Origin of the sequence: Streptococcus infantis, assembly GCF_047463315.1 — a bacterium.
Lineage (GTDB): Bacteria > Bacillota > Bacilli > Lactobacillales > Streptococcaceae > Streptococcus > Streptococcus infantis_AB.
In genome coordinates, this window is record NZ_JASHEB010000003.1 from 165,342 (window position 1) to 189,954 (window position 24,613).

At 42.8% G+C, this 24,613-nt stretch carries 27 protein-coding genes and 1 pseudogene; 8 read left to right on the top strand and 20 right to left on the bottom strand.

Annotation, left to right across the window (positions count from 1 at the left end; genetic code table 11):
• Positions 1–71 precede the first annotated feature (71 nt).
• Genes QM857_RS04495 through QM857_RS04510 form a run of 4 tightly spaced genes read right to left on the bottom strand, consistent with a single transcriptional unit; the run spans position 72 to position 4,785 of the window.
• Positions 72–1,925 carry a proline--tRNA ligase gene (locus QM857_RS04495; RefSeq protein WP_414275198.1) on the bottom strand — a complete coding sequence of 618 codons (1,854 nt, stop codon included), beginning with the start codon at positions 1,923–1,925 and terminating at the stop codon, positions 72–74.
• A 16-nt stretch (positions 1,926–1,941) separates the two neighbouring features.
• Positions 1,942–3,198 carry an RIP metalloprotease RseP gene (gene rseP, locus QM857_RS04500; RefSeq protein WP_195183397.1) on the bottom strand — a complete coding sequence of 419 codons (1,257 nt, stop codon included), beginning with the start codon at positions 3,196–3,198 and terminating at the stop codon, positions 1,942–1,944.
• Positions 3,199–3,219: 21 nt separating this feature from the next.
• Positions 3,220–4,023, bottom strand: coding sequence for a phosphatidate cytidylyltransferase (locus QM857_RS04505; protein WP_414275199.1), 804 nt, complete (start codon positions 4,021–4,023; stop codon positions 3,220–3,222).
• Between the two features lie 9 nt (positions 4,024–4,032).
• Positions 4,033–4,785 carry an isoprenyl transferase gene (locus QM857_RS04510; protein WP_414275200.1) on the bottom strand — a complete coding sequence of 251 codons (753 nt, stop codon included), beginning with the start codon at positions 4,783–4,785 and terminating at the stop codon, positions 4,033–4,035.
• Between the two features lie 213 nt (positions 4,786–4,998).
• Here QM857_RS04510 and QM857_RS04515 point away from each other — a divergent pair, with 213 nt between their 5' ends.
• The 8 genes and pseudogenes from QM857_RS04515 (at position 4,999) to QM857_RS04550 (ending at position 11,922) form a co-directional block, all read left to right on the top strand.
• A complete protein-coding gene (locus QM857_RS04515) occupies positions 4,999–5,394 on the top strand; it encodes a helix-hairpin-helix domain-containing protein (RefSeq protein WP_414275201.1) in 396 nt (131 codons plus the stop codon).
• A 255-nt stretch (positions 5,395–5,649) separates the two neighbouring features.
• Positions 5,650–6,219, top strand: a complete 570-nt coding sequence (locus QM857_RS04520) for a GNAT family N-acetyltransferase (RefSeq protein ID WP_414275202.1) — start codon at positions 5,650–5,652, stop codon at positions 6,217–6,219.
• Positions 6,220–6,248: 29 nt separating this feature from the next.
• Complete coding sequence (locus tag QM857_RS04525; RefSeq protein WP_414275203.1) at positions 6,249–8,900, top strand: valine--tRNA ligase; 2,652 nt, start codon at positions 6,249–6,251, stop codon at positions 8,898–8,900.
• Between the two features lie 35 nt (positions 8,901–8,935).
• Positions 8,936–9,228: pseudogene (locus QM857_RS04530) on the top strand (hypothetical protein); the annotation flags it as partial.
• Between the two features lie 37 nt (positions 9,229–9,265).
• A complete protein-coding gene (locus QM857_RS04535) occupies positions 9,266–9,409 on the top strand; it encodes a hypothetical protein (protein WP_414275204.1) in 144 nt (47 codons plus the stop codon).
• Positions 9,410–9,520: 111 nt separating this feature from the next.
• Positions 9,521–10,096 (top strand): TetR/AcrR family transcriptional regulator, encoded by a 576-nt coding sequence (locus tag QM857_RS04540; protein ID WP_414275205.1) that lies wholly within the window; start codon positions 9,521–9,523, stop codon positions 10,094–10,096.
• On the top strand, positions 10,093–10,773 hold the full coding sequence (locus tag QM857_RS04545; RefSeq protein WP_410532203.1) for an ABC transporter ATP-binding protein: 681 nt from the start codon (positions 10,093–10,095) through the stop codon (positions 10,771–10,773). The genes QM857_RS04540 and QM857_RS04545 overlap by 4 nt, the downstream gene beginning before the upstream one ends.
• Positions 10,774–10,776: 3 nt before the next feature.
• Positions 10,777–11,922 carry an FtsX-like permease family protein gene (locus QM857_RS04550; RefSeq protein ID WP_414275206.1) on the top strand — a complete coding sequence of 382 codons (1,146 nt, stop codon included), beginning with the start codon at positions 10,777–10,779 and terminating at the stop codon, positions 11,920–11,922.
• Positions 11,923–12,054: 132 nt separating this feature from the next.
• On the opposite strand, the gene QM857_RS04555 is transcribed toward QM857_RS04550, so the two are convergent.
• From QM857_RS04555 to QM857_RS04630, 16 genes are all read right to left on the bottom strand, one after another.
• Positions 12,055–12,654: a response regulator transcription factor gene (locus QM857_RS04555; protein WP_006151288.1), complete on the bottom strand. Its 600-nt coding sequence runs from the start codon at positions 12,652–12,654 to the stop codon at positions 12,055–12,057.
• Positions 12,655–13,752: a sensor histidine kinase gene (locus QM857_RS04560; RefSeq protein WP_006151302.1), complete on the bottom strand. Its 1,098-nt coding sequence runs from the start codon at positions 13,750–13,752 to the stop codon at positions 12,655–12,657. It abuts the gene before it with no gap.
• The gene (locus tag QM857_RS04565; RefSeq protein WP_006151291.1) at positions 13,752–14,489 is read right to left on the bottom strand and encodes an ABC transporter permease; all 738 of its coding nucleotides are present in this window, start codon (positions 14,487–14,489) and stop codon (positions 13,752–13,754) included. Before QM857_RS04565 ends, QM857_RS04560 begins: the two co-directional genes overlap by 1 nt.
• A 1-nt stretch (position 14,490) precedes the next feature.
• Positions 14,491–15,375, bottom strand: coding sequence for an ABC transporter ATP-binding protein (locus QM857_RS04570; RefSeq protein WP_414275207.1), 885 nt, complete (start codon positions 15,373–15,375; stop codon positions 14,491–14,493).
• Positions 15,362–15,556, bottom strand: a complete 195-nt coding sequence (locus QM857_RS04575) for a hypothetical protein (protein ID WP_000709296.1) — start codon at positions 15,554–15,556, stop codon at positions 15,362–15,364. Before QM857_RS04575 ends, QM857_RS04570 begins: the two co-directional genes overlap by 14 nt.
• Positions 15,553–15,744 carry a hypothetical protein gene (locus tag QM857_RS04580; protein WP_004250552.1) on the bottom strand — a complete coding sequence of 64 codons (192 nt, stop codon included), beginning with the start codon at positions 15,742–15,744 and terminating at the stop codon, positions 15,553–15,555. Before QM857_RS04580 ends, QM857_RS04575 begins: the two co-directional genes overlap by 4 nt.
• Positions 15,741–15,947 (bottom strand): hypothetical protein, encoded by a 207-nt coding sequence (locus QM857_RS04585; RefSeq protein ID WP_025171227.1) that lies wholly within the window; start codon positions 15,945–15,947, stop codon positions 15,741–15,743. The genes QM857_RS04580 and QM857_RS04585 overlap by 4 nt, the downstream gene beginning before the upstream one ends.
• A 211-nt stretch (positions 15,948–16,158) precedes the next feature.
• Positions 16,159–17,826, bottom strand: coding sequence for a DAK2 domain-containing protein (locus tag QM857_RS04590; protein WP_414275208.1), 1,668 nt, complete (start codon positions 17,824–17,826; stop codon positions 16,159–16,161).
• 2 nt (positions 17,827–17,828) lie between these two features.
• Positions 17,829–18,194, bottom strand: coding sequence for an Asp23/Gls24 family envelope stress response protein (locus tag QM857_RS04595; protein ID WP_000216443.1), 366 nt, complete (start codon positions 18,192–18,194; stop codon positions 17,829–17,831).
• 153 nt (positions 18,195–18,347) lie between these two features.
• Complete coding sequence (gene rpmB, locus QM857_RS04600; protein WP_001140948.1) at positions 18,348–18,536, bottom strand: 50S ribosomal protein L28; 189 nt, start codon at positions 18,534–18,536, stop codon at positions 18,348–18,350.
• 106 nt (positions 18,537–18,642) lie between these two features.
• Complete coding sequence (locus QM857_RS04605; protein WP_414275209.1) at positions 18,643–19,317, bottom strand: LiaF transmembrane domain-containing protein; 675 nt, start codon at positions 19,315–19,317, stop codon at positions 18,643–18,645.
• A gap of 4 nt (positions 19,318–19,321) precedes the next feature.
• A complete protein-coding gene (locus QM857_RS04610) occupies positions 19,322–19,768 on the bottom strand; it encodes a LytTR family DNA-binding domain-containing protein (RefSeq protein ID WP_004250544.1) in 447 nt (148 codons plus the stop codon).
• Positions 19,769–19,886: 118 nt separating this feature from the next.
• Positions 19,887–20,390, bottom strand: a complete 504-nt coding sequence (locus tag QM857_RS04615; protein WP_414275210.1) for a phosphatase PAP2 family protein — start codon at positions 20,388–20,390, stop codon at positions 19,887–19,889.
• Between the two features lie 113 nt (positions 20,391–20,503).
• Positions 20,504–22,264, bottom strand: coding sequence for an ABC transporter ATP-binding protein (locus QM857_RS04620; protein ID WP_414275211.1), 1,761 nt, complete (start codon positions 22,262–22,264; stop codon positions 20,504–20,506).
• The gene (locus QM857_RS04625; RefSeq protein ID WP_414275212.1) at positions 22,254–24,023 is read right to left on the bottom strand and encodes an ABC transporter ATP-binding protein; all 1,770 of its coding nucleotides are present in this window, start codon (positions 24,021–24,023) and stop codon (positions 22,254–22,256) included. Before QM857_RS04625 ends, QM857_RS04620 begins: the two co-directional genes overlap by 11 nt.
• Positions 24,007–24,468 carry a MarR family winged helix-turn-helix transcriptional regulator gene (locus QM857_RS04630; RefSeq protein WP_414275213.1) on the bottom strand — a complete coding sequence of 154 codons (462 nt, stop codon included), beginning with the start codon at positions 24,466–24,468 and terminating at the stop codon, positions 24,007–24,009. Before QM857_RS04630 ends, QM857_RS04625 begins: the two co-directional genes overlap by 17 nt.
• Between the last annotated feature and the right edge of the window lie 145 nt (positions 24,469–24,613).

Below are 24,613 nucleotides of genomic sequence, written 5' to 3' on the forward strand. Positions count from 1 at the left end.
TCTCATTATAAAGAAAAAACAAGGTAAAAACTAGTTACATTTTTGTCTTGTTTTTCTTCTGATTATAGATTTTATTTGTTGGTTAAGATTTCAAGAGTTTCAAGCAAGTTATCTGCATGAACTTCGATTGTATCTCCTGTCGCCTTGATCTTCACTTCTACGATACCATCAGCTGCTTTCTTACCAACAGTGATACGAATTGGAAGACCGATCAAGTCGCTATCGCTGAATTTAACACCGACACGTTCGTTACGGTCATCTGTCAAGACTTCATAGCCTTTGTTGACCAGGGCTTCTTCGATACGATTTGTCAATTCAAGACTTGCTTCGTCCTTGACATTGACTGGAATTAAGTGCACATCAAACGGTGCCAATTCTTTAGGGAAATTGATTCCCCAAGCGTAACGATATTCACCTTTAGGAGTTTTATTAACAAAGAGGCGAGCGTGTTGTTCCATGACTGCTGAAAGGAGACGGCTGACACCGATACCGTAGCATCCCATGATGATTGGCACGGCGCGACCATTTTCATCCAAGACATCTGCACCCATACTTGCTGAGTAACGAGTTCCAAGTTTAAAGATGTGACCGATTTCGATACCGCGCGCAAAGTTGAGAACACCTTGTCCGTCTGGAGAAATTTCTCCCTCACGAACTTCACGGATATCCACATACTCGGCAGTGAAGTCACGACCTGGGTTGACACCAGTCAAGTGGTAGCCATCTTCGTTGGCACCTACAACAGCATTGCGGCTATCTTGTACCTTGCGGTCAGCGATAATCTTAACATTTTCTGGAAGATCTACTGGCCCAAGAGAACCAAAGTCAGCTCCCAATAATTCTTTGACTTCTGCCTCAGTTGCAGGTTCCAAGAAGTCTGCTCCAAGGTGGTTTTTCAACTTAACTTCATTGAGCTGGTCATTGCCAACGAGTAGTGCCACAACTGGCTCCTCATCTGCGATATAAACCAAGGTCTTGATTGTTGCTTCTTCTGAAACATTTAGGAAGGCTGCTACTTCATCAATCGATTTGACACCTGGTGTTTCCACGCGAGCTACTTGGTCTTCAGTCACAACACGGTTGCTTGGTTTGTAGGCGTTAGTTGCCATTTCCAAATTAGCTGCATAGCTTGACTCACTTGAGTAGGCAATGGTATCTTCACCAGAAACCATCCATTTGAGCAATTCTGCCTTGATTTCTTTCTGTACATCTACAGGAATCTCATCAAATGATGCGACAGACTTATCTAAAACAACCCAACGGTCAAGGTCTGTACGAGCAGGTGTGATGGCCATAAATTCTTGGCTATCCTTACCACCCATAGCTCCACCGTCACCGATGATGGCTTTGAAGTCCAAGCCACTACGAGTAAAGATACGCTCGTAAGCTGCCTTGTACTCATCATAGGTTACATCCAAGCTATCGTAGTTAGCGTGGAAGCTATAGCCGTCTTTCATGATGAACTCACGGGTACGAAGAAGTCCATTACGTGGACGTTTTTCATCACGATACTTAGGCTGGATTTGGTACAAGTTCAAAGGCAATTGCTTGTAAGACTTGACAGAATCACGGACAATCGCTGTGAAGGTTTCTTCGTGAGTTGGACCCAAGATAAAGTCTGACTTCTCACGATTTTTCAATTTGTACAAGTCTTCACCGTAGGTTTCATAACGGCCAGATTCACGCCAAAGGTCAGCACTGAGAAGGGCTGGAGCCAACATCTCAACAGCACCAATCTTGTCAAATTCTTGACGCATGATCTTCTTAGCTTTTTCGATAACACGGTTAGCAAGTGGCAGGTAAGAATAGACTCCTGCTGATACTTGACGAACATAACCAGCACGCAACATAAGAGCGTGGCTGATAACTTGAGCATCGCTTGGCATTTCGCGAAGCGTTGGGATTAGCATTTTACTTTGTTTCATATTTTTCCTCTAATTCTTAAAAGAAGGTACGCATGATGTCGTTCCAAGTCACGGCGATCATCAAGACAACCATAATCACAACTCCAACTAGAGTCACATAGGTTTCAATTTCTTGTTTCAGCGGTTTACGGCGAATGGCTTCAATGATGTTGAGCACGATTTTTCCACCGTCTAGTGCCGGGATAGGAATCAAGTTGAAAATCCCGATATTGATGGAAATCATAGCCAAGAAGAACAAAACATTCTCAAGACCATTTTTAGCAGCATCACTACTTGCCTTAAAGATAGCAACAGGTCCACCCAATTTATTCAAGTCAGGCTGGAAAATCAAGTTTTTCAAGGCATTAAGAATGCGCAAGGCTGAGTCCGCTGCAGATGTGAATCCACCTACAAACATAGACCAGATATCCGATTTGAGTCTCGGCTGAACACCTAGAATATAACGCCCTTGGCTTTCCTCAGGTGTCACACTAACTTGTTTGTCAGTCCCATTTTCAGAGATTGTCACATCCAAAACAGGTGCTGTTTTGTCCTTGGTCTCTGCTTCAACTGCCTGAATCAAATCTTGCCAGTTACTGATTTCGTGTGAACCGACTTTAGTGATTTGGGCCGTATTTTCAACACCGACCTTTGTAATCGCGCTATCAGGGATGATACTAAAGTTATTACTTTGTGTATCACGAACGCCACCCTGCATGAAAATCAAGATCCAGAAGACGATGACGCCTAGGATAAAGTTATTCATGGGGCCTGCAAAGTTGGTAATCAACTTGCCCCAGACAGTCGCATTTTGATATTGGACGTCTAGCGGAGCGATACGAACTTCCGTTCCATCAGCTTCCACAATAGTTGCATCATGGTCTACGGAGAACGTTTTTTCCTCTTCCAAGACCAAACCTGTGATAAAGAGTTTATCCTCAAAGTCAAACTGGGTTACTTGCATCGGAAGAGCCGTTTGGTCGACCTTCTTACCAGAAAGATTGATGCGCTTAACCTTGCCATCTTCGGCTAAGGTCAAACTAACAGGAGTTCCTGTCTTAATCTCTGTGGTATCTTCACCCCAACCTGCCATGCGGACATAACCACCAAGCGGTAGGAGACGAATCGTGTAAGCAGTCCCGTCTTTCCCGATATGGGCAAAGATTTTCGGACCCATACCAATGGCAAATTCACGAACCAAAATTCCAGACTTCTTAGCAAAGTAGAAATGTCCGAACTCGTGAACCACCACGATAATTCCAAAAACAAGGATAAAGGTTAATAATCCTAACATTTAATATCTGTCCACCTTTCCTTAAAATAAGCCGAATAGGTGCATAATAGGGAAAACAGCCAACATAGAGTCAAAGCGATCCAGCACCCCACCATGTCCAGGGATAAAGAATCCTGAATCCTTGACTCCAAAATGGCGTTTCATGGCACTTTCAATCAAGTCACCCAATTGACCTGCAATACTAAAGAAAATAGCAAAGAGTGTCATTTTGTAAATACCATAAGGAAGGGCAACTGTACTATCCACTAACATAAAGATGAGTGTAACAAGCATGGCAGCTATAATACCACCAAAAGCTCCTTCGACTGATTTGTTAGGAGAAACTCTTGGAGCCAATCTTCTCTTGCCGAAATTCATTCCAACGAGATAAGCACCACTATCTGTTGCCCACACGATACAGAGAGCCAAGAGCGCTTTATCCAAGCCAGCGATTCGAGCATCGACTAAAGCGTTGAATCCAAAACCAACATAGAAACTCATGGCGATTGGGTATACAGCATCTTCAATGGTGTAATTCTTGCTAAAAACAGTGCAACCTAACATGATAAAAATCACAACACCATATGCGACAACATTCCCATCTACAGGTAAAAATGTCAAGTAGTTTTCTAGGGGGATTGTCAGTGCGAAAGTTGCTAACAAGGTCAGCAAGCCCTCAGGGGTCATGGTATTTAACCCTTTCATCTGAAGCAACTCATGAACCCCTAGCATGGCTAGAAGTCCCATAGCAATCTGTAACCAGAGTCCACCAATCACCAAGAGTGGGATAAAGATTGCTAATGCCAGAGCGGCAAATATGGTTCTCTTTAATAAATCCTTTTTCATAACTTCTTCCTAAACTCCTCCAAATCGACGATTGCGGCGGTTAAACTCTGCAATAGCTTCCTTCAAGGCTTCCTCATCAAAGTCAGGCCACAAGACATCTGTGAAATAAAGTTCACTATAAGCTGCTTGCCAAGGCAAGAAATTACTCAAACGAAGCTCGCCACTAGTTCGGATGATTAAATCTGGATCGCGCAAGGTTTTCGGCAAATGTCCCGTAAATAGATATTCCCCAATCAACTCTTCTGTAATATCGCCTGGATTCACCTTGGCATCCAAAACATCCTGCGCAATCAACTTGACTGCTTGTGTAATTTCAGCTCGTCCACCGTAATTAAGGGCAAAATTGAGAATCAAACCTGTGTTTAACTTGGTCAACTCTTCTGCCTTTTTCAAAGCTTCAAAAGTCTGTTTAGGCAAACGATCCGTTTCCCCAATCATTTGAATCTTCATGTTCTTTTGGTGCAACTCAGGAACATACTTATCATAAAATTCAACCGGAAGGTTCATGATAAACTTAACTTCCTGGTCTGGACGAGTCCAGTTTTCAGTTGAAAAGGCATAAACTGTCATAGCCTTGACACCCATATCACTAGCAGCAATGGCTACTATTCTCAAAGCATCCATCCCAGCCTTATGCCCAAAGACACGCGGTTGCATCCGTTTTTTAGCCCAACGACCATTCCCATCCATGATAACTCCAATGTGAGCTGGCACTACCGCTGGTGTTTCTGTAACTTTATCTTTTTTTAAAAATCCAAACATGATTGTATTCCTATTCAAAAATCTATCGTTTCATTATACCATATTTTTCGCTTTTCTTCTATCATATTCTCTTATTCTAAGGCGGAATTTCCTATATAACTCCTATCTTTCTAAACTAAGAAGCCTTGCATTTCCTAAAGAAAGTTGATACAATAAAACATAAAGATTTATCCTTGTTCAGTCACAGGGGTTTTTTATTGAAAGGATCTTATCATGTCAAAAAAACTACAACGTAAAAAACAATTAAGAAACAGTCTTCGTCGCTCAGGCGCACTTTCAAATGCTGTAAACAAGGTTGTCGAAGAAACAAAAAAAGTTGTGAAGCATGCTGAAAAAGCAGCAAGTGAAGCAGGAAAAGCAGTCTCTAAGCAAGTTGAAAAAACTGTAGAAGCAACTAAAGAGCAAGCTCAAAAAGTTACAAGCTCAGCAGAAGAATTCGCAGCCAACCTAGGTGGACTTTCAGTCGACCGTGCTAAGACTTTCTACGATGAAGGCATCAAGTCTGCTGCTGACTTCAAAAACTGGACAGAAAAAGAACTCCTTGCTTTGAAAGGAATCGGTCCAGCTACAATCAAGAAATTAAAAGAAAACGGCATCAAGTTCAAGTAATCTTTCTTGTTCCTTGCTTTTCCGTGAAAAACTTGTTAAAATAAAGCCATTAGAGGTGTTTTGAATCCCACATTTTACAGAAAGTGGCGGTGCTGAGAAGTCCACAAATGTGTCAAAACTGGTTGCTAATGGATGAAAATGAAATAAACAAAGTTGCGGGCTCTGCCCGAAATTGGGTGGTACCGCGGATAAACACATTCGTCCCTGTCAAATTAATGACAGGGGCGATTTTTTTGTAGAAAGCGAGGTAGGAAGATGACAAGAACAGAGTTGCCAGAACAAATCGAAACGGAGCGACTGGTCTTGCGAGTCCGAACGGTGGCTGATGCCGAGGATATCTTTGACTATGCTAGTCTCCCAGAAGTCTCTTACCCAGCAGGTTTTCCACCTGTCAAGACCTTGGAAGACGAGATTTATTACCTAGAACATATCCTTCCCGAGCGCAATCAAAAAGACAATCTCCCAGCAGGCTATGGAATCGTGGTCAAAGGGACCGATAAAATCATAGGCTCAGTCGATTTTCCCCGTCGCTACGAAGACGATGTACTGGAGATTGGCTATACCTTGCACCCAGACTATTGGGGACGAGGCTATGTGCCTGAAGCAGCGCGTGCCTTGATTGACCTGGCTTTTAAAGAACTGGGGCTTCACAAGGTAGAATTGTCTTGCTTTGGCTACAATATCCAAAGTCAACGAGTCGCTGAGAAACTTGGTTTTACCCTCGAAGCTCGCATAAGAGACCGCAAAGATGCTCAAGGTAACCGCTGTGACAGTCTGATATATGGATTGCTGAAGAGTGAGTGGGAAGCTCAAGGTCAACATTAAAAATAGAAATAACTAGAAAGGACAAACACATGTCTAAAGAACTTTCACCTAAATACAATCCAGCCGAGGTTGAGGCTGGTCGTTACCAAAAATGGCTTGACGAAGATGTTTTCAAGCCTTCTAGCGATAAAAAGGCTAAGCCTTACTCTATCGTTATTCCACCACCAAACGTAACTGGGAAACTCCACCTTGGTCACGCTTGGGATACGACTTTGCAAGATATCATCATCCGTCAAAAACGTATGCAAGGTTTTGATACACTTTGGCTTCCAGGGATGGACCACGCGGGGATTGCGACTCAGGCTAAGGTTGAGGAGCGCTTGCGTGGTGAGGGCATCAGCCGTTATGACCTTGGTCGTGAAAAATTCCTTGACAAAGTCTGGGAATGGAAAGACGAATATGCCACTACTATCAAAGAACAATGGGGTAAGATGGGACTCTCTGTAGACTACTCTCGTGAGCGTTTCACTCTTGATGAAGGTTTGTCAAAAGCTGTTCGCAAGGTCTTTGTGGACCTATACAAGAAAGGCTGGATTTACCGTGGTGAGTTTATCATTAACTGGGACCCAGCAGCTCGCACAGCCCTTTCTGATATCGAGGTCATCCACAAGGATGTGGAAGGTGCCTTCTACCACATGAACTACATGCTGGAAGATGGTTCACGTGCCCTTGAAGTGGCGACCACTCGTCCTGAGACCATGTTTGGGGACGTTGCGGTTGCGGTCAATCCAGAAGACCCACGCTACAAGGACTTGATTGGTAAAAACGTCGTCCTTCCAATCGCTAATAAATTGATTCCAATCGTTGGGGACGAACACGCTGATCCTGAGTTTGGTACGGGTGTCGTGAAAATCACACCTGCCCATGATCCAAACGACTTCTTGGTTGGTCAACGCCACAACTTGCCACAAGTTAATGTCATGAACGACGACGGAACAATGAACGACTTGGCCTTCGAATTTGCAGGTATGGACCGTTTTGAAGCTCGTAAGGCAGTTGTTGCTAAGTTGGAAGAAATCGGTGCCCTCGTTAAAATTGAAAAACGTGTCCACAGCGTTGGTCACTCAGAGCGTACAGGTGTCGTGGTTGAGCCACGCTTGTCTACACAATGGTTCGTGAAGATGGACCAATTGGCGAAAAATGCCATTGCTAACCAAGACACAGAAGACAAGGTAGAATTCTACCCACCTCGTTTCAACGATACCTTCCTTCAATGGATGGAAAATGTTCACGACTGGGTCATCTCTCGTCAGCTCTGGTGGGGTCACCAAATCCCTGCTTGGTACAATGCTGAGGGTGAAATGTACGTCGGTGAAGAAGCCCCAGAAGGTGACGGATGGACTCAGGACGAAGACGTCTTGGATACGTGGTTCAGTTCTGCCCTTTGGCCATTCTCAACTATGGGCTGGCCTGATGTTGACTCAGAAGACTTCAAACGTTACTTCCCAACTTCAACCTTGGTAACAGGTTACGACATCATCTTCTTCTGGGTGTCTCGCATGATCTTCCAATCATTGGAATTCACTGGCCGTCAGCCATTCCAAAACGTTCTGATCCACGGTCTCATTCGTGACGAGCAAGGACGCAAGATGTCTAAATCTCTCGGTAACGGGATTGACCCAATGGATGTTATCGAGAAATACGGTGCCGATGCCCTTCGTTGGTTCCTTTCAAACGGTTCTGCTCCAGGCCAAGACGTGCGCTTCTCTTACGAGAAAATGGATGCTTCATGGAACTTCATTAACAAAATCTGGAACATCTCTCGCTACATCCTCATGAACAATGAAGGCTTGACCCTTGAGCAAGCAACTGCCAATGTCGAAAAAGTTGTCAACAAGGAAGCTGGAAATGTCACAGACCGCTGGATTCTCCACAACCTCAATGAAACCATCGGAAAAGTCACTGAAAACTTTGACAAGTTTGAGTTTGGTGTTGCTGGCCACATCCTCTACAACTTCATCTGGGATGAGTTTGCGGACTGGTACGTTGAGTTGACTAAGGAAGTCCTTTATAGCGATAATGAAGAAGAGAAAGTCATCACACGTTCTGTTCTCCTTTATACTTTGGACAAGATCCTTCGTCTCCTTCACCCAATCATGCCATTTGTGACAGAGGAAATCTTTGGACAAATCTCAGAAGGCTCTATCGTTACAGCGGAATACCCAACTGTCAAGCCAGCCTTTGAAGACCTTGCAGCTCACACTGGTGTAGAAAGCCTCAAAGACTTGATCCGTGCTGTTCGTAATGCGCGTGTGGAAGTAAATGTTGCACCAAGCAAACCAATCACCATCCTTGTTAAGACAAGCGATAGCGACTTGGAAGCCTTCTTTAATAGCAATGTCAACTACATCAAACGCTTCACAAATCCAGAGCACTTGGAAATCGCATCAACCATCCCTGCACCTGAACTCGCGATGTCAAGCGTCATCACAGGAGCAGAAATCTACCTGCCACTCGCAGACCTCCTCAATGTCGAAGAAGAACTAGCTCGCCTCGACAAGGAACTGGCTAAATGGCAAAAAGAACTGGACATGGTCGGTAAGAAGCTCTCTAACGAACGCTTTGTAGCCAATGCCAAACCAGAAGTCGTCCAAAAAGAACGCGACAAACAAGCCGACTACCAAGCGAAATACGATGCGACTGTAGCACGTATTGATGAGATGAAGAAATTGGTGAAATAAACACAGAAACACGGTGTAATGCCGTGTTTTTTTGGGGAATTGCTGAAACAACTGGGGTTGTAAAGAATAGAATGGATTTATTTGATCCTTATTTTGACATAATCGAAAAGGTTGGTGGCAAAAATCTAAGGGGCGTGTGCGTTTGACTGCCAAAGAATTTGAAAAAAACAAGGAGTTTCAATCGGATTTTATTTTATCCTTGGTTACCAATCTAGATGACATTCCAAAGTTAGTATTAATCGATAATCCATTGAATCATTTTGAATTTAAAAAGAGTATCATAAAGAATGAAGTTATAGAATACAGAGGTCTTGAAGATTTGTATTAGTTCCCTTTAACTTTTCCAATTGAAGGAACGAGAAGTATTGACAAATCAACGACTCAACGAACTAGAAATCAATGGTAATCGATTGACCAAGTTTAAAAATGGTGAAATCGAGATCGAATTCATCTGGATCGATACCGAAAACCCACCAATCGATGCCATCGTCTGGGTAGCAAAGAAATAAAAAGTCCGCTGTTTTTTTGTTTTACAGTTTTTTCTTGACAAGTCTTTCTTTTTTATGGTATCCTTTTATGCAACAAGTGTTGCGCAACAGATGTTGCACGAAAGGAGTCTTATGCCACCCAAGGTTAAATTTAGTAAAGAGGCTATGATTGGGACAGCTTTACAATTGGTGAGAGAAGAGGGAATGGCTAGTTTGACAGCTAGAGCATTAGCGGAGAAACTGGGAGCCACACCGAGAGTCATTTTTGGGCAATTTGCTAATATGTCTGAGTTACAAGCAGAGGTTATTGGTGCTGCGGAAATGGTCGTGGTGGAGTATATTCGCAAGGCCTTAGAAGATGAGAAGCCTTTTCGATCTGTCGGGGTTGCTTATATCCTTTTCGCCTCAAAAGAGCCTCAACTCTTTCAATTGCTTTTCCAAAATCCTAGTAAAGATCCCATTCGTCGCTTTCAAGATTTTCTTCCCATGAAGGATCATAGTTACCAATTGGTTCTGGATTCGATTGTCGCAGACTTTCCTTTGACTGTAGAGGAGGCTAGTCGATTGTACCAGCATCTATTTATCTACTCACACGGGATGGCCTCTATGGTTGCTTCTGGTATTTATCAATTCAGCATGGAAGAAGTAATTGGATTACTGACAGAGGTTTGTCAATCGCTCATCAAAGAAATGGTAGGAAAAAAATGATTCAACTAGAAAATGTTCACAAAAGTTACGGCCAAACCAAGGTTTTAAAAGGGATTGATTTGCAGATTCAAGACCAGGATGATGTGGTTATCCTAGGCCCTTCTGGATCGGGCAAATCAACTCTCTTAAACGTTCTGTCAGGTTTAGAAAAGGTAGACGAGGGACATATTCTCATTCAAGGCCAGGATTTATCGCAACTCACGGATGCTCAATTGACAGCCTTTAGACGTGAGAAGATTGCCTTTATTTTTCAGCAGTATTATTTATTGCCTAATCTGACGGTCAGACAGAATGTAAAGATGGGAGCTGACCTGGCAAACAATCATGATTTTTTGCAGATCATCGAGAATTTGGGGCTTGGCGATAAGCTAGACAAGTATCCGAGTGAATTGTCGGGTGGGGAACAGCAGAGAGTCTCTATTGCCCGGGCCTTGGCCAAAAAGCCAGAGATTCTTTTCTTAGATGAACCGACGGGAGCCCTCGATGAAGAAACAGGGCGCAAGATTCTCGACTATATCTGGAAACTGAAGGAAAAGCTCGGCTTTACCCTCATCATGGTGACGCACAACCAAAATATTGCGGATATGGCCAGAACCATCATTCGAGTCAATAGTGGCAAGATTACCGAAGTTGTGACCAATGATCAGCCTCAGACTGCTTATGAGATTGGATGGTAAGCCATGTTTTCAGTAAAAGATATTCGAAAATTAGTTGTCGTCAGCATCATTGGGGCTTGTGCGGTCTTTGTGGCCAATCTCTTCTTAAATTTTTACTTGGACATCGAGCAATTAGAGATTTCGAAAACCAATCCCATGATTCAGACCTACTATGATGCCCAGGTTTCGCTTTCTTGGATGGTGGCCATGGTCAGTGGGGTCGTCTTGTCCTTGACGTCGGTCCTTCTCATGTGTTTTTATATCAAACAATTTGTCGATGACCACAAGGAACAATTAGGAATTTTAAAGGCCTTGGGCTACAGCAATGGCCAGTTGGCTAAACGATTTTGGGTATTTGGGCTCAGTTTTGGTGCCGGAGCGCTTCTTGGCTATTTAGCTTCTTTTCTTATGATGGAGCATTTTTATGACTTTCGTAATGAGAAGGGGATCCTGCCAGAAATCACCATTCATTTTCATTGGCAGCTCTTGCTTGCTTTGGTGATCCTGCCAACGGTATTTTTTATGCTTCTCGCGATTGGCTATGCTAGAAGACAATTACAAACGCCGGCACTTCGCTTATTGAAAAAATCTCCAACACCAATCAAGGCTCAAAGGAGAAAGAGGGCTCCTAAGAAAGAGAAGGCCTTCCTAAAAGAGCTGTCCTCATCACTGATTTGGGGGAGAAAATCTATACTGTTTTTTGTAGTCTTTGGCTCTATGTGTTTTGCTGCCATGGTTCAATTGTCCTTTGGCCTCAGGGATTACACAGATGATATCATCCAAACCATGATGATCATGATTGGCTTGGTCCTTTCTTTCTCGATACTCTTTTTGTCATTGGGGATTGTGGTCTCTGAAAGTCGCGAAACCTTGGCTCTTATGAAGGCTTTTGGCTACACCGATCGTGAATGCCAAGGTCATATTCTCGCCCCTTATCGTTTTTGGGCTTATTTAGGATTTGTTCTTGGGACAGCTTATCAATATGGCATCATGGAAATCTTGATTGGTATAATCAAAGATACGGTTCCTGAAAAGATTGAGCATCACTTTGATGGGAATGTGTGCTTTTGGACCTTGATAGGTTTTGCTTTGATTTATGAAAGCCTCTTTTATCTATCCAACAGAAAACTCCAAAAACAAACCATCAAAGAAGTGCTCTTAGCTGAATAAATAGAAAAGGTTGGCTTTCCCAGCCTTTTTCTTTATGTGACTTTCACTCCGTCTCGCTCCGTTAGGTGCGAGTCACATAACACAAAAAATCTCTTAGATTCATTTCTAAGAGTTTTTTTCTTTCTTCTCCCCTCACAACCAGCCTTCTTCTTCGGCAGTTTTGGCTGCTTCGGTTCGGTTGCTGGCGCCTAGTTTGGAGAGGATATTGGTCATGTAATTACGAACGGTGCCGTTTGAGAGGTAGAGCTTGTCCGCAATTTCTTGGTTGGAGAGTCCCTGAGCCACTCCATGTAGAACAGCGACTTCCTGCTCGGTCAAGGGATTGGGGTGAGTCATCATGACTTCCATCAGCTCTGGAGAATATTCCTTGCGCCCCTCTAACACCGTATGCAGGGTTTGCATGAGCTCGGCGATGCTCCGCTCTTTCAAGACATAGGCGTCTACTCCTGCTTTGACCGCTCGTTCAAAATAACCTGGGCGTTTAAAGGTCGTAACGATAACTACCTTGGTTTCAGGTACTTCTTGTTTGATCCACTCGAGAGCTTCGAGTCCCGTCTTGACTGGCATTTCGACGTCAAGGATGGCAATATCTACTGCTTCTTTCCCCAAAATCTCAATAGCCTCGGCTCCATTTTTCGCCTGCAAGACAGTCTCTACATCTGGCTGAAAACTTAAGAGCTGGCACATGGCGTCTCTAAGCATACTTTGATCTTCTGCGACTAATACTTTCATCTACTTTCTCTCCTTATAAGGCAGATGCACGCGCACCTCTGTGGGATCTTTCAAACTGACCAGCTCTACTTGACCTGAGAAGGCTGCTGCACGGTCACGGACTGTATGGAGTTCATTCCCTTTTACAGTTGCAAATCCTTTCCCATCATCTCTGACTGTCAGGAGCAATTCCTGATCTGTACGTTCCATTTTTAGATAGGCTTTATTAGCGCTGGCATGTTTGATGATATTGGTCGCCAGTTCTAACAAAATCATAGCAGCCGTCGACTCCACATCTTGGGTCAGGCTAGCCTTGTCCAATTGATTGTCAACCTCAACCTCAATCCCAGCAATCTCCAGCATTTTCTTGACAGTCTCAAGCTCTGAAGCCAGGGTCCGTGATTTCAGATTTTCCACGATGGTACGCACTTCATTCATGGAGTCCTTGCTGATCTGGTGAATTTCTTTTAATTCCTTCTCCACCTGTGGATAAGCCTCCATCTGAAATAACTGCAGGGCCAGATCTGTCTTGACACTCAGCATAGCAAAGGTATGCCCCAGACTATCATGCAAATCCTGACCGATACGACTGCGTTCATTTTCAGCAAGCAATAAATTTATCTGGGCATTTTGCTTGGCCTGAGCTTCTTTCAAATCCTCCACAATGCGAATCCGAACCAAACCCAATGTCATCAAATCGACAAAAGTAAGAATCCCAAGCTCAAAGGCTACAACCTCAGTTTCGACTGACTGAAACATCATGAGTTGGCCAACAACAAGAACTTGAGCAAGGAGAAAAGTCCAGACATGAAGAGAACGTAAGCTACGCACTCTAAAATGATAAATCAAGAGATTGGCAAGGAAAAAGAAGAACCAGACATAGTTGCCATAAATAAAGACGGTATTCCCAGCTACATAGGCTAGCATGATAATCCAAAAGAGCCAGGATAATCGCTGGCTCTTGGTTGTCAAAACGCCTAAGTAAGCCACCACAAATAGAATATCAACTAGTAAATGCCAGCTAGGAATTTCCCCAACTACTGCAGAGAGGATAGGGAAAACCATAAAAATCAAACTGGCCCAAAACATATAGTGTATGCTTTTCAGTCTTTCAAGCATTAAGCATTCTCCTTATGACCTTGAAGGTAAATAGTCAAACCAAATAAAACTGCTGAAAAAACAAGTAGATAAACTGTGGATGATAAATTGATGCCTCCCTCGTTTAAGAAGGTCTTGAGCAATTCCATCAACTGATAGGTTGGTAGACACTTCCCGATTGCTTGCATCCAGTCTGGAAATAAAGTGATGGGCATCCAGAGTCCGCCTAAAACAGCCAAGCCTAGATAGAGAAGATTGCCCACGACAGACATCAGCTGACTAGACGGTAAGAGTGTCAGGATCAAACCAAGCGCTACAAAGGCTATACTTCCCGCAATCAGCAAGAGCGCAGCCCCAATCCAGCTTCCTAAAGGCATATCCACACCTCTGACCAAGTGCCCAACTGAGAAAACAACCAGGATTGAAACCAAATAATCAACCATCATACTTGTTATCTTTGATAGATAATATTCTACCATATTTACTGGAGTATGGCGTAATGTTTTCTGCCAGTTGTTGATTTTATCGGTATGTAAAACAGCTGGGAATGAAAACATAGCTGTCGACATCATAGAAAAGGCCGTCATAGAGATAAGGTAGTCGCGCATAAAATTAGCTGGCCCATCTGGTGTATCCTGGTACATGCCTGAAAAGAATAAATAGAAGGCCGTCGGCATCCCTACGGATAATAGATAATAGACTAATTGTCGTTTGGTCAATAGAAATTCTATCTTGTTTAGTGCGATCCATCGTTTCATCTTAGTCATCTCCCTTTTGTGTTTCTTCAAAGATTGTATCTAGCAAGCTACGGTTATTGACTTCAATTTCTTGTATCCTACAGCCTGCCTGGACTAACAGTTGCCAAAAAGCATCCGCTTCGCGTGTGACTACTTGCAGGGCATCTTGTTTTTGTGACCAGTTTTCAATCAAGTTTGACTGCTCAACGACTTCCTTATAAGCCAGAGGTAGGATAAAGTGCTTTTCAATCTCTTCACTGCGCATAGCTAGTGGTGTCGTATCACGAATCAATTCTCCCTTATTTAAGACCAAAATCCGGTCTGCTGTATGCTCTACTTCCTCAATATAATGAGACGAATAGAGAATGGTGACTCCCTGCGCTTTTAAGTCTTGGACAATTTCCCAAAAACGTTGACGAGTTGAGGTATCCATGGCCGCAGTTGGCTCATCTAAAAAGACAAGCTTTGGTCGGCCTATCAAGGTCAAGACAAATGAAAAGAGACGCTTTTGCCCACCTGACAATTTTTCTGCCAATTGTTCTTTTTGCTGCTTGTCAAACTGCAATAGTTGATCGATCTCCTGGTTGTTCAAGGGATTTGGATAAATACTTTGAAAGAAAGCAATCAACTCTTTGACCTTTAATTTCTGAACGATGACATTTTCTTGAGGGAGGTAGCCTCTAATATAGTCTAACTGAGAACTCGTCACTGGCAAGCCTTGGATGGATACTTGACCGCTGGTGACCAGTTTATCTCCAAGCAAACAGTCCAAGAGTGTTGTCTTACCGGCGCCATTTGGACCAATCAAGGCGACGCATTCGCCCTCTGCTACCTCAAAGGAAATATCCTTCAAAATAGCCTTGCCCTTGATGTTTTTATTTAGGCTTTCTACCTTAATCATGTTCATGATATTCTCCTTTCAGCCACTCCTTCCCCATCGGAAAGGCGATAAAAATCATAAATCCTAGTCCCCAGGCACCACGAATGACTTGGTGAAGGAAGGCTTGGTCAAACCAACCTGTAAACATTTCGACCAACCATACCACTAGTGATAGTGCAATAAAAAGATAGAGAATCGCTTTTTTCATTTTTCAAACTCCTTTTTCACATCTGAGACCAATTTTAAACCTTCTCGGATCAACCAAGACATCATGCCAAATCCTGCAAATAGCTCCCAAGGAAAATGGTAGAAGCCTTCATCCAATCCTGAAAACATGAGATAAGTCATGACTCCTGCTGCTACTAAACTCATTGCGATAATTACTTTATGTTTCATTTTTCAAACTCCTTTTTCACATCTGAAACCAATTTCAAACCTTCTCGGATCAACCAAGACATCATGCCAAATCCTGCAAATAACTCCCAAGGAAAATGATAGAAGCCTTCATCCAATCCTGAGAACATGAGATAAGTCATGACTCCTGCTGCTACTAAACTCATTGCGATAATTACTTTATGTTTCATTTTTTCTTCCTCCATTTGATACATCTAGTATAATTCTTTGAAGGTAGAATCACTAGAAGCTTCTGTCATTAGGAAATATGACAAATGTCACAAAAAAATGATGGAATAAAAATTACTAGATTGGATCGATTGTCTAGCCCCGATCAGCTACCAGTTCAAAAACTCATTGCAAACAAAAAAAGAGACCAGGAACGTTTGTCCTGACCTCTTTCTTTTTATTTAATCTTTATTCCACACTGAAAAGATATGGGTAAACCGGTTGTTGACCTTGGTGGATTTCTACTTCGACATCTTCGAATTCTTCTGCGATTTCTTGAGCAATTTGGTTAGCCAATTCTTCACTTCCGTCTTCTCCGACATAGAAAGTTACGATTTCACTATCTTCGTCCAACATATGTTTCAATGTTTCAGTCAAGGTTTGGTGCATATCAGGGTTTGATACGAGGATCTTACCATCAACCATACCAAGATTGTCATTTTCATGGATTTCCAAACCATCGATAGTTGTATCACGAACGGCTGTTGTTACACTACCACTGATAACATCGCCAAGAGCTGCAGTCATGCGTTCTTGGTTTTCTTCGATTGATTTGCTTGGGTCAAAGGCAAGAAGACTAGTCAATCCTTGAGGAATTGTACGAGCTTCTACCACAACAGCTGGTTGTTCCAATACTTCAGCTGCAGATTGAGCTGCCATGAAGATGTTTTTGTTATTTGGCAAGAAGATGATGTTGCGAGCATTGACTTTCTCAACAGCCTTGACGAAGTCTTCTGTCGAAGGGTTCATAGTTTGTCCACCTTCGATGACATAATCCACACCTTGGGCACGGAAGATGTCTGCCAAGCCTTGTCCAGCTACTACTGCGATAAGGGCATATTCTTTTTCTTCAGCTGGCTTGCTAACTTGAGCTGCTTCTTTTTCTACTTGCGCTTCGTGTTGGTTACGCATGTTATCCACTTTAACCTTGACCAAGCTACCATATTTAAGACCTTCTTGCAAGACAAGTCCTGGATCTTCTGTATGGACGTGAACTTTAACGATTTCGTCGTCATTGACAACAAGTAGAGAATCTCCAAGGTCGTTCAAGTAGTTACGGAATTCTTCGTAGTCAAACTCTTTAGCATAAGTCGGACCTTGTTTGAGGGCAACCATGATTTCAGTACAGTAACCAAAGGTAATGTCTTCAGTTGCTACATGTCCAGCTACAGATTTGTGGTGTTCTGCATTGATCATCTCACCCATATTCGCTGGAGTCGCCACAAAGTCTTCAGACGCACTGTATTCACCAGTAAGAGCTGAAAGGAATCCTTCGTAAATGAAGACCAAACCTTGACCACCTGAGTCCACAACTCCAACTTCCTTCAATACTGGAAGCATTTCTGGGGTTTTAGCAAGGGCTGCTTTAGCTCCTTCCAAGGCTGCACGCATCACTTCAACTGCGTCATCTGTCTGCTCTGCTTTTTTCTTAGCACCGATGGCAGCTCCACGTGATACAGTCAAGATAGTTCCTTCAACTGGCTTCATAACAGCCTTGTAGGCAACCTCAACACCTGATTGGAAGGCAAGGGCTAGGTCTTTCCCTGTTAACTCTTCTTTTGTCTTGATGGCTTGTGAGAATCCACGGAAAAGCTGAGAAGTGATAACTCCTGAGTTTCCACGCGCACCCATCAAAAGACCTTTAGCCAAGATACTTGCAGCCTCACCAACAGTTGAAGCTGGTTTGTCTGCGACTTCTTTAGCACCATTTTCGATTGTCATTCCCATGTTTGTTCCTGTATCTCCGTCTGGAACTGGGAAGACGTTCAATGAATTGACATATTCGGCTTGCTTGTTCAAACGAGTTGAAGCAGCCTGTACCATTTCTTGAAATAAGCTTGTAGTAATATTTGACACGATTATTCTCCTACAACTTTGATATTTTGAATGTAGACATTCACAGTTTGAGCAGTGATTCCAAGTTGGTTCTCTAGGCTAAAGCGAACACGTTCTTGGATGTTTTTTGAAACTTCACTGATTTTTGTACCGTAGCTCAATACAGTATATACATCAACTGCAATACTACCGTCTTCAGCTGCTTTAACGACTACACCTTTTGAATAATTTTCCTTACCAAGAAGGGCTTGGAAATTATCTTTGAGGGCATTTTTACTAGCCATACCGACTACACCAAAAATTTCAGTTGCTGCGCCACCTACGACAGTAGCGATCACATCATCTGTCAGTTCGACTTGACCATCTTTTGTATTAATTTTTACAGTCATTTTTTTTACCTCAAATAGTTGATACTCTATTTTATCATATTTCAGCCCAACTGTAAAAGCAGAATGATGTATCATCGGATATTTGCTTGATTTTTCAAATGATTTCAGCTGTCGAGCAAAACAAAAAAGACCCTGTAGGTCTTTTCATGTTTATTAAACGCGTTCTACTTTTCCTGATTTCAAAGCACGAGCTGAAGCCCAAACTTTTTTAGGTTTACCATCGATAAGAACAGTAACTTTTTGAAGGTTTGGTTTTACGGCACGTTTAGTTTGGTTCATCGCGTGTGAACGGTTGTTTCCTGATACAGTCTTACGACCTGTAAAGTAACATACTTTAGCCATTGTGTTTTCCTCCTATTAGATCTAATATAGCGGATGTGCTAGCACCACATACCGTACTATGTTATCACACTTTCTTATTTTTGGCAAGGGAATTGGAAGACTTTTTTTATTTGACGTAGACGACACCAAGTTTCCCGAAAGCTACGTCTCCACGGATAATCAAGGTTTTGCTGGTTGGGGCTACAGGAGCATCTGCCTTGGCCGCACCACAAAAAGTTTCCACCTTCAGGTCAACTCTCCAGTGTTGGGGCACATAGATAACTGCATTCCCAAATCCGACTTCTATCTTCAAGGTTGCGCTATCTCCTAACATCTCTGCATTATCATAATAGATTTTGGCATTCCCAAATCCGACTTCAAACTGGTCTTCTACCAAGTCTTGGTCTTGCTTGTAAAATGTACCCGCCCCAAAAGCGACTTCCTTGTCTGTCAGAATGGTCTTTTCACCATCATGCCACCATTTTTTCCCATTCCAAGTTCTGTTAGTATGAGTCAGCATACTTATTCCAAGCACGATGAGAACACTTGCCCAGAACAATGATTGATTGGGAATCGGTAAAATGTCATAAAAATGATTAGCAATCATGAGGGCCACTAGGGCTGTAAAAGAGGCTGAAGTGAAATGACGACGAAGAATTGCCTCAACTGATTGATAGGCAAAAAATCCAATACCGATCAAGGGCCAAATTTCCCCTTCAAGTGAAGGAATACCAAAATTCCCCTGTAACAATACTAAAGCTGCCAATACTAGCAACACAATACCAAATGCTTTCTTTTTCATGTTCTTACCTCATGTTTCTTAGATTTTCTTTTAGGAGGGATTGGTAGTGTCGTGACACGTGAACCTCCTTGTGGGTTTGATAAAAGGAAATAGTCCCCGTCCCTGAGAAGGACTTGTCAACCGAGTAGACCTGCCGGATATTGGCAATAGTCGACTTGGATACCCGACTGAAATAGCGGGGCAGGATGGACTCTAGTTCATAGAGCTTGAGTCTCACCTCGTAGGCCTCTTTCTGGGTATGGGCGTAAATCTTGCTACCTTCCGTCTCAAAGAAGAGGATTTCTGCCAAGTCTAAGTAATACTCACCCGTCCCCTTGTAAAAGATCAACCTAGGAGCCTTGGTTTCTTGCAAGAGTCGTTGCAAGTCAGCTATCTCATCTGTCAGGGCTGCAGCCTTGATGACAATCTCTGTCTCAGTTAATTCACTATCAATCTCGATTCGTAACTTCATCCTATCTCCTTTCTGCATCTACTATACCAAAGGCCAGAAGACTTTACAAGGGCAAAAAAGCAAGTGGTCAGTTTTGACCCGTAAGTGGTTACGAGGCCAAGCCCACTTGCTTTACTTTTTAGAAAATAAAGAAAAGAATTCCCAAAAGGAGACCACAGACGTAGCCAACTAAAACATCCTTGGGATAATGTACTCCCCCCAAGACCCGCACAAGGCCGAGAAAAGCTGATAAAACCAATAAAATCATCCCCATAGGTAGACTAGCATGCATGCAAGCCATGGAAATGATGGTCGCTGAAAAGACATGACGGCTGGGCATTGAGTTCCCAGAGCTGTCCTTGTCTAGTAGCGGGACAATTTCCCAAGTTTCATAAGGACGTGGTTGATTGATCCACTTACGAACTAGCGTCAATAAGACAAAGCCAAAAGCCGGCACCAAAATATAAGCATATAGGTCTTGCCCCAAGCCCTTGCTTATATAGTTTGTTCCCAACAAGGTCAAGTAAGCTAAAGGCATCAGAACTGTCATCATTCGATTAAAGACTCGCATCAATTGCAATAATTGTGGGTGTCGAAGAAGACTTGCTTTTCTTTTATCGTACCACTCTTGATAGTTTTTCATCTGTTTTCTCGTTGTTTCTAGATTTTACACAAGAAGCCTGACAGAACGAGTCCGCTAGCATCTCCTACTCTAGTATAGTGCAGAAAAAGAAGGCCGTCAAGCCTTCTTTTGATTTATTCTTCTGCTTGGTCTTCTGTAAATTGACTATTGTAGAGGTCTGCATAGAAACCACCCTGAGCCATAAGCTCTTCATGATTGCCTTGCTCGATGATGTTTCCTTCTTTCATGACCAGAATCAAGTCAGCATTGCGGATCGTTGACAAGCGGTGGGCGATGACAAAGGATGTGCGTCCCTCCATCAAACGGTCCATAGCCTTTTGAATCAACTCCTCCGTACGAGTATCGACTGAGGATGTTGCTTCGTCCAGAATCAAGAGCGGAGCATCCTTGAGCAGAGCACGAGCAATGGTCAAGAGTTGTTTCTGTCCGACTGACAAGGTCACTGTATCATCCAAAACAGTATCATATCCATCAGGTAGGGTTGTGATGAAGTGGTGGATTTCTACTGCTTTGGCAGCTTCAATCACTTCTTCATCACTGATACCTGTTTGATTGTAGATGAGATTGTCACGAATGGTTCCTTCAAAGAGCCAGGTATCCTGCAAGACCATTGAAAAGGCATCGTGCACTTCTGAGCGCTTCATAGCCTTGGTATCCACACCATCAATGCGAATACTTCCCTTATCAATCTCATAGAATTTCATCAAGAGGTTAACAATGGTCGTCTTCCCAGCACCAGTTGGTCCGACAATCGCGACCTTTTGACCTGCATGAGCTGTCGCAGAAAAGTCATGAATGATCGTTCGCTCCGGTGTGTAGCCAAATGAAACTCTGTCAAAGACCACTTCACCCTTCATGTTGGTCAATTGTCTTTCCTTATGAGATTCATCTTCCATTTCCTCTTCACCTAGAAATTCGAAGACACGAGTCATAGCTGCACTAGCTTGTTGTAAGCTGGTAATTCCTTGGGCAATCTGTGATAAGGGTTGCGAGAAGGTACGTACGTAGACCATGAAGGCTACGATAATCCCGATACTGATATGACCTTCAAGAGCCAAGGCAGCACCGACGATAATGACCAAAACATAACTAAAATTTCCAACAAAGAACATAGCAGGCATCATAATTCCAGAGATAAACTGAGATTTCCAGATGCTATCATGTAAATCTTGGTTTAGACTAGCAAATGTTTCTTTTGTTGGCTCCACAGCATTATAGCTGGTCACCACATTGTGGCCAGAGTACATTTCTTCCACATAGCCATTTACAGCTGCTAGGTTATTTTGTTGAGCTTTAAAGTAGCCCTGCGACTTGGCCATAATTACGGAAACCGCCGTAAATCCAACAAGGGTTGAAACAACGGTTACCAGTGCCAAAATCCAGTTCATACCAAACATGGTAATCAAAACTGCAATCAGCAAGAAGCTAGCTGAGATAACTGTCCCTAGACTTTGATTGAGTGACTGAGCCGCCGTATCGACGTCATTGGTTACACGAGAAAGAGTGTCCCCTTGAGAATGACGGTCAAAATAAGCAAGTGGCAAGCGATTGATTTTCTCAGCAATAGCTGTCCGCAAACGTTTTGAGAAATGTTGGATACTAGTTGAAAAAATGTAGGCTTGCGTATAGTTCAGGATAATCCCAAGCACATAGAGGATAACCAAAAAGCTAGCAATACTTGAGACAGCCTCTAGGTCAATCTCTGCCATTAACCCATCTGAAATCAAATTGGTAATTTCTTTGATTTTAGTTGGTCCATAAACCGTGATAATACTTGAACATATAGCCGCCACAACTGCGATTAGTAGGGGAAGTTGGAGACCTGCTAGAAAAGGTCTACACTGTTTCCATAAGGACATTTTCTTATTTTCCATGTTCCAATTCCTCCTTCGATAGTTGTGAATAGGCAATTTCTTGGTAAACTTCATTGCTTGCGAGAAGTTCCTTGTGGGTGCCTTGTCCCACGACTTTACCTTGATCCAAGACTAAGATTAGGTCTGCATCCATAATGGTTGAAATGCGTTGGGCAACGATTAACTTGGTCATGGATTGTGTTTTTTCAGCTAATACTTGACGTAAGATACGATCGGTCTTATAGTCCAAGGCTGAGAATGAATCATCAAAAATGAGAATCTCTGGTTTACGAGCCAAGGCGCGTGCAATGGCCAAACGTTGTCTCTGTCCACCTGAGAAATTGGTCCCACCTTGAGCCACTTCTGAGTCAAGACCTGCTTCCTTATCCTCGATAAAGTTTTTAGACTGGGCCAATTCCAGAGCTTGCCACATGGCCGTCTCACTTAGTGGCGTTTCTTGACTCTTACCAAAGTCGAGATTGCCCTTAACATCTCCAGAAAAGAGCACAGCTTTTTGAGGGATATAGCCAACTTTATTACGCAAATCTTCTAAGTCATAATTCTGAACATTGACGCCGTCTACTAGAATTTCTCCCTCTGACACATCATAAAAACGGGGTAAGAGGTTCACAAGCGTGGATTTACCAGAACCAGTTGAACCGATAAAGGCAATGGTTTGCCCTGCTTCTGCCTTGAAGCTGACATGTTCCACTACTGCTTCTGAGTTTTTAGAGTAGCGGAAGGTTACGTCACGGTATTCCACTTGACCTTTTACAGAAGAGTTTGCTGTCTGTGGGTGACTAGGATTTTCAATAGTGGAATTGAGGTCCAAGACTTGATTGATACGACCTGCAGAAACCAAGGTACGAGGTAAGACGATAAAGAGAGCACCCATGAGTAAGAAGCCCATTACCACTTGCATAGCATAGGACATGAAGACCACCATATCGCTAAAGAGGGGTAGACGCTCTGTCAAGCTAGCGTCGTTGATAAGATAAGCACCAATCCAGTAAATGGCGAGGACCAAGCCGCTAGAAATCGCCATCATAATAGGATTCATAATGGCCATTAAGCGACTGACAAAGAGATTGAGTTGTGTGACTTCATCATTGGCTTCTTCGAATTTCTTATCTTGATATTCCTCAGCATTGTATGCACGAACAACCCGAATCCCTGTCAAACTTTCACGAGTAATACTGTTCAGTTTATCTGTCAATTTTTGAATGACAGATTGTTTCGGAAAGGCCAAAGTCATCAAGACAGTTGTCATCAGAACATTGACAATGACTGCCACCACTACTGCCCAAATCCAGTATTCAGACTTGCCAAGGATTTTACCAATGGCCCAGAATGCCATGATTGGTCCGCGAGTGACTACCTGGAGTCCCATGGTAAAGAGCATCTGAATCTGCGTGATATCATTAGTCGTCCGAGTCAATAGACTGGGGATTGAGAAACGTTTAATTTCTGTCTGGGAGTAATCCAAAACACGATTAAAAATATCGCTTCGTAGATGAGCCGTATAGGATGATGCAACTCGAGCGGCAAAAAATCCAACTGTTACAGATGATAGGAAGGCTAAGAATGACAAACCTATCATCTTAGTTGCTGGCGACCAAAGGTCTCCCAACTCCGTACCTGGCGTTCCGAGTAATTCTGTTATTTTTGAAACGTAAGTCGGTACTTCTAACTCTAGATAGACCGAGCAACAGGTAAAGAGAACAGTTATTAGAATCATGCCCCACTCTTTTCCTGTGATACGCTTAGCGAGTTTCTTCATTCTTACCTCCTATTTTTTCTACATTTGCTTGTAGTTGGCCCATGACTTCTTCAAAAATAGCGAGATTCTCTTCAGAAATACCATCAAGTAAACTACGGTCAATCCGATCAAAGAAAGACTTAACTTGCTTCATTTGAGAGCGTGATTTTTCGGTCAAATGAACAAATTTTGCCCGTTTATCACTTGGGCTCGCCTCCAATTCCACCAAACCATTTTGCACCATACGCTTGACCAAATTACTAGCAACTGACTTAGTGACATTGAGTTCTTGTTCAATATCCTTGATGAGTGTTAATTCTTGTTCATGCTCACGACGTTCTAAAAAACGAATGACCTGCCCTTGCGGTCCCCCCATAAATTCAATACCACAACGCTTGGCTTCCTTTTGTACCATCAGATGCAACTGGTGACCAAAACGTTTAAAGACCAACATCGGTTTATCCATGCTTTCTCTCTTCTAAATAAAAAATAGTTCTCTAGAGAACAATTAAGTTTCCATGAGAACTATTTTATCATTTTCAAATAAGATGTCAAGAAAAAAAGTTTCTACGAGAACTATTTTATTTAGAATTGACATTAGTTCTCATTTT

Bases quoted from the DNA above. Each gene is read 5' to 3' on its own strand.
- QM857_RS04630 (WP_414275213.1), bottom strand. From the start codon at position 24,468: ATGGATAAACCGATGTTGGTCTTTAAACGTTTTGGTCACCAGTTGCAT.
- QM857_RS04565 (WP_006151291.1), bottom strand. From the start codon at position 14,489: ATGAAACGATGGATCGCACTAAACAAGATAGAATTTCTATTGACCAAA.
- QM857_RS04585 (WP_025171227.1), bottom strand. From the start codon at position 15,947: ATGGAGGAAGAAAAAATGAAACATAAAGTAATTATCGCAATGAGTTTA.
- QM857_RS04550 (WP_414275206.1), top strand. From the start codon at position 10,777: ATGTTTTCAGTAAAAGATATTCGAAAATTAGTTGTCGTCAGCATCATT.
- rseP (WP_195183397.1), bottom strand. From the start codon at position 3,198: ATGTTAGGATTATTAACCTTTATCCTTGTTTTTGGAATTATCGTGGTG.
- QM857_RS04520 (WP_414275202.1), top strand. From the start codon at position 5,650: ATGACAAGAACAGAGTTGCCAGAACAAATCGAAACGGAGCGACTGGTC.
- QM857_RS04560 (WP_006151302.1), bottom strand. From the start codon at position 13,752: ATGCTTGAAAGACTGAAAAGCATACACTATATGTTTTGGGCCAGTTTG.
- QM857_RS04510 (WP_414275200.1), bottom strand. From the start codon at position 4,785: ATGTTTGGATTTTTAAAAAAAGATAAAGTTACAGAAACACCAGCGGTA.
- QM857_RS04595 (WP_000216443.1), bottom strand. From the start codon at position 18,194: ATGACTGTAAAAATTAATACAAAAGATGGTCAAGTCGAACTGACAGAT.
- QM857_RS04610 (WP_004250544.1), bottom strand. From the start codon at position 19,768: ATGAAGTTACGAATCGAGATTGATAGTGAATTAACTGAGACAGAGATT.
- QM857_RS04605 (WP_414275209.1), bottom strand. From the start codon at position 19,317: ATGAAAAAGAAAGCATTTGGTATTGTGTTGCTAGTATTGGCAGCTTTA.
- QM857_RS04620 (WP_414275211.1), bottom strand. From the start codon at position 22,264: ATGGAAAATAAGAAAATGTCCTTATGGAAACAGTGTAGACCTTTTCTA.
- QM857_RS04570 (WP_414275207.1), bottom strand. From the start codon at position 15,375: ATGAACATGATTAAGGTAGAAAGCCTAAATAAAAACATCAAGGGCAAG.
- QM857_RS04575 (WP_000709296.1), bottom strand. From the start codon at position 15,556: ATGAAAAAAGCGATTCTCTATCTTTTTATTGCACTATCACTAGTGGTA.
- QM857_RS04555 (WP_006151288.1), bottom strand. From the start codon at position 12,654: ATGAAAGTATTAGTCGCAGAAGATCAAAGTATGCTTAGAGACGCCATG.
- QM857_RS04580 (WP_004250552.1), bottom strand. From the start codon at position 15,744: ATGAAACATAAAGTAATTATCGCAATGAGTTTAGTAGCAGCAGGAGTC.
- QM857_RS04495 (WP_414275198.1), bottom strand. From the start codon at position 1,925: ATGAAACAAAGTAAAATGCTAATCCCAACGCTTCGCGAAATGCCAAGC.
- QM857_RS04515 (WP_414275201.1), top strand. From the start codon at position 4,999: ATGTCAAAAAAACTACAACGTAAAAAACAATTAAGAAACAGTCTTCGT.
- QM857_RS04545 (WP_410532203.1), top strand. From the start codon at position 10,093: ATGATTCAACTAGAAAATGTTCACAAAAGTTACGGCCAAACCAAGGTT.
- QM857_RS04615 (WP_414275210.1), bottom strand. From the start codon at position 20,390: ATGAAAAACTATCAAGAGTGGTACGATAAAAGAAAAGCAAGTCTTCTT.
- QM857_RS04625 (WP_414275212.1), bottom strand. From the start codon at position 24,023: ATGAAGAAACTCGCTAAGCGTATCACAGGAAAAGAGTGGGGCATGATT.
- rpmB (WP_001140948.1), bottom strand. From the start codon at position 18,536: ATGGCTAAAGTATGTTACTTTACAGGTCGTAAGACTGTATCAGGAAAC.
- QM857_RS04525 (WP_414275203.1), top strand. From the start codon at position 6,249: ATGTCTAAAGAACTTTCACCTAAATACAATCCAGCCGAGGTTGAGGCT.
- QM857_RS04505 (WP_414275199.1), bottom strand. From the start codon at position 4,023: ATGAAAAAGGATTTATTAAAGAGAACCATATTTGCCGCTCTGGCATTA.
- QM857_RS04540 (WP_414275205.1), top strand. From the start codon at position 9,521: ATGCCACCCAAGGTTAAATTTAGTAAAGAGGCTATGATTGGGACAGCT.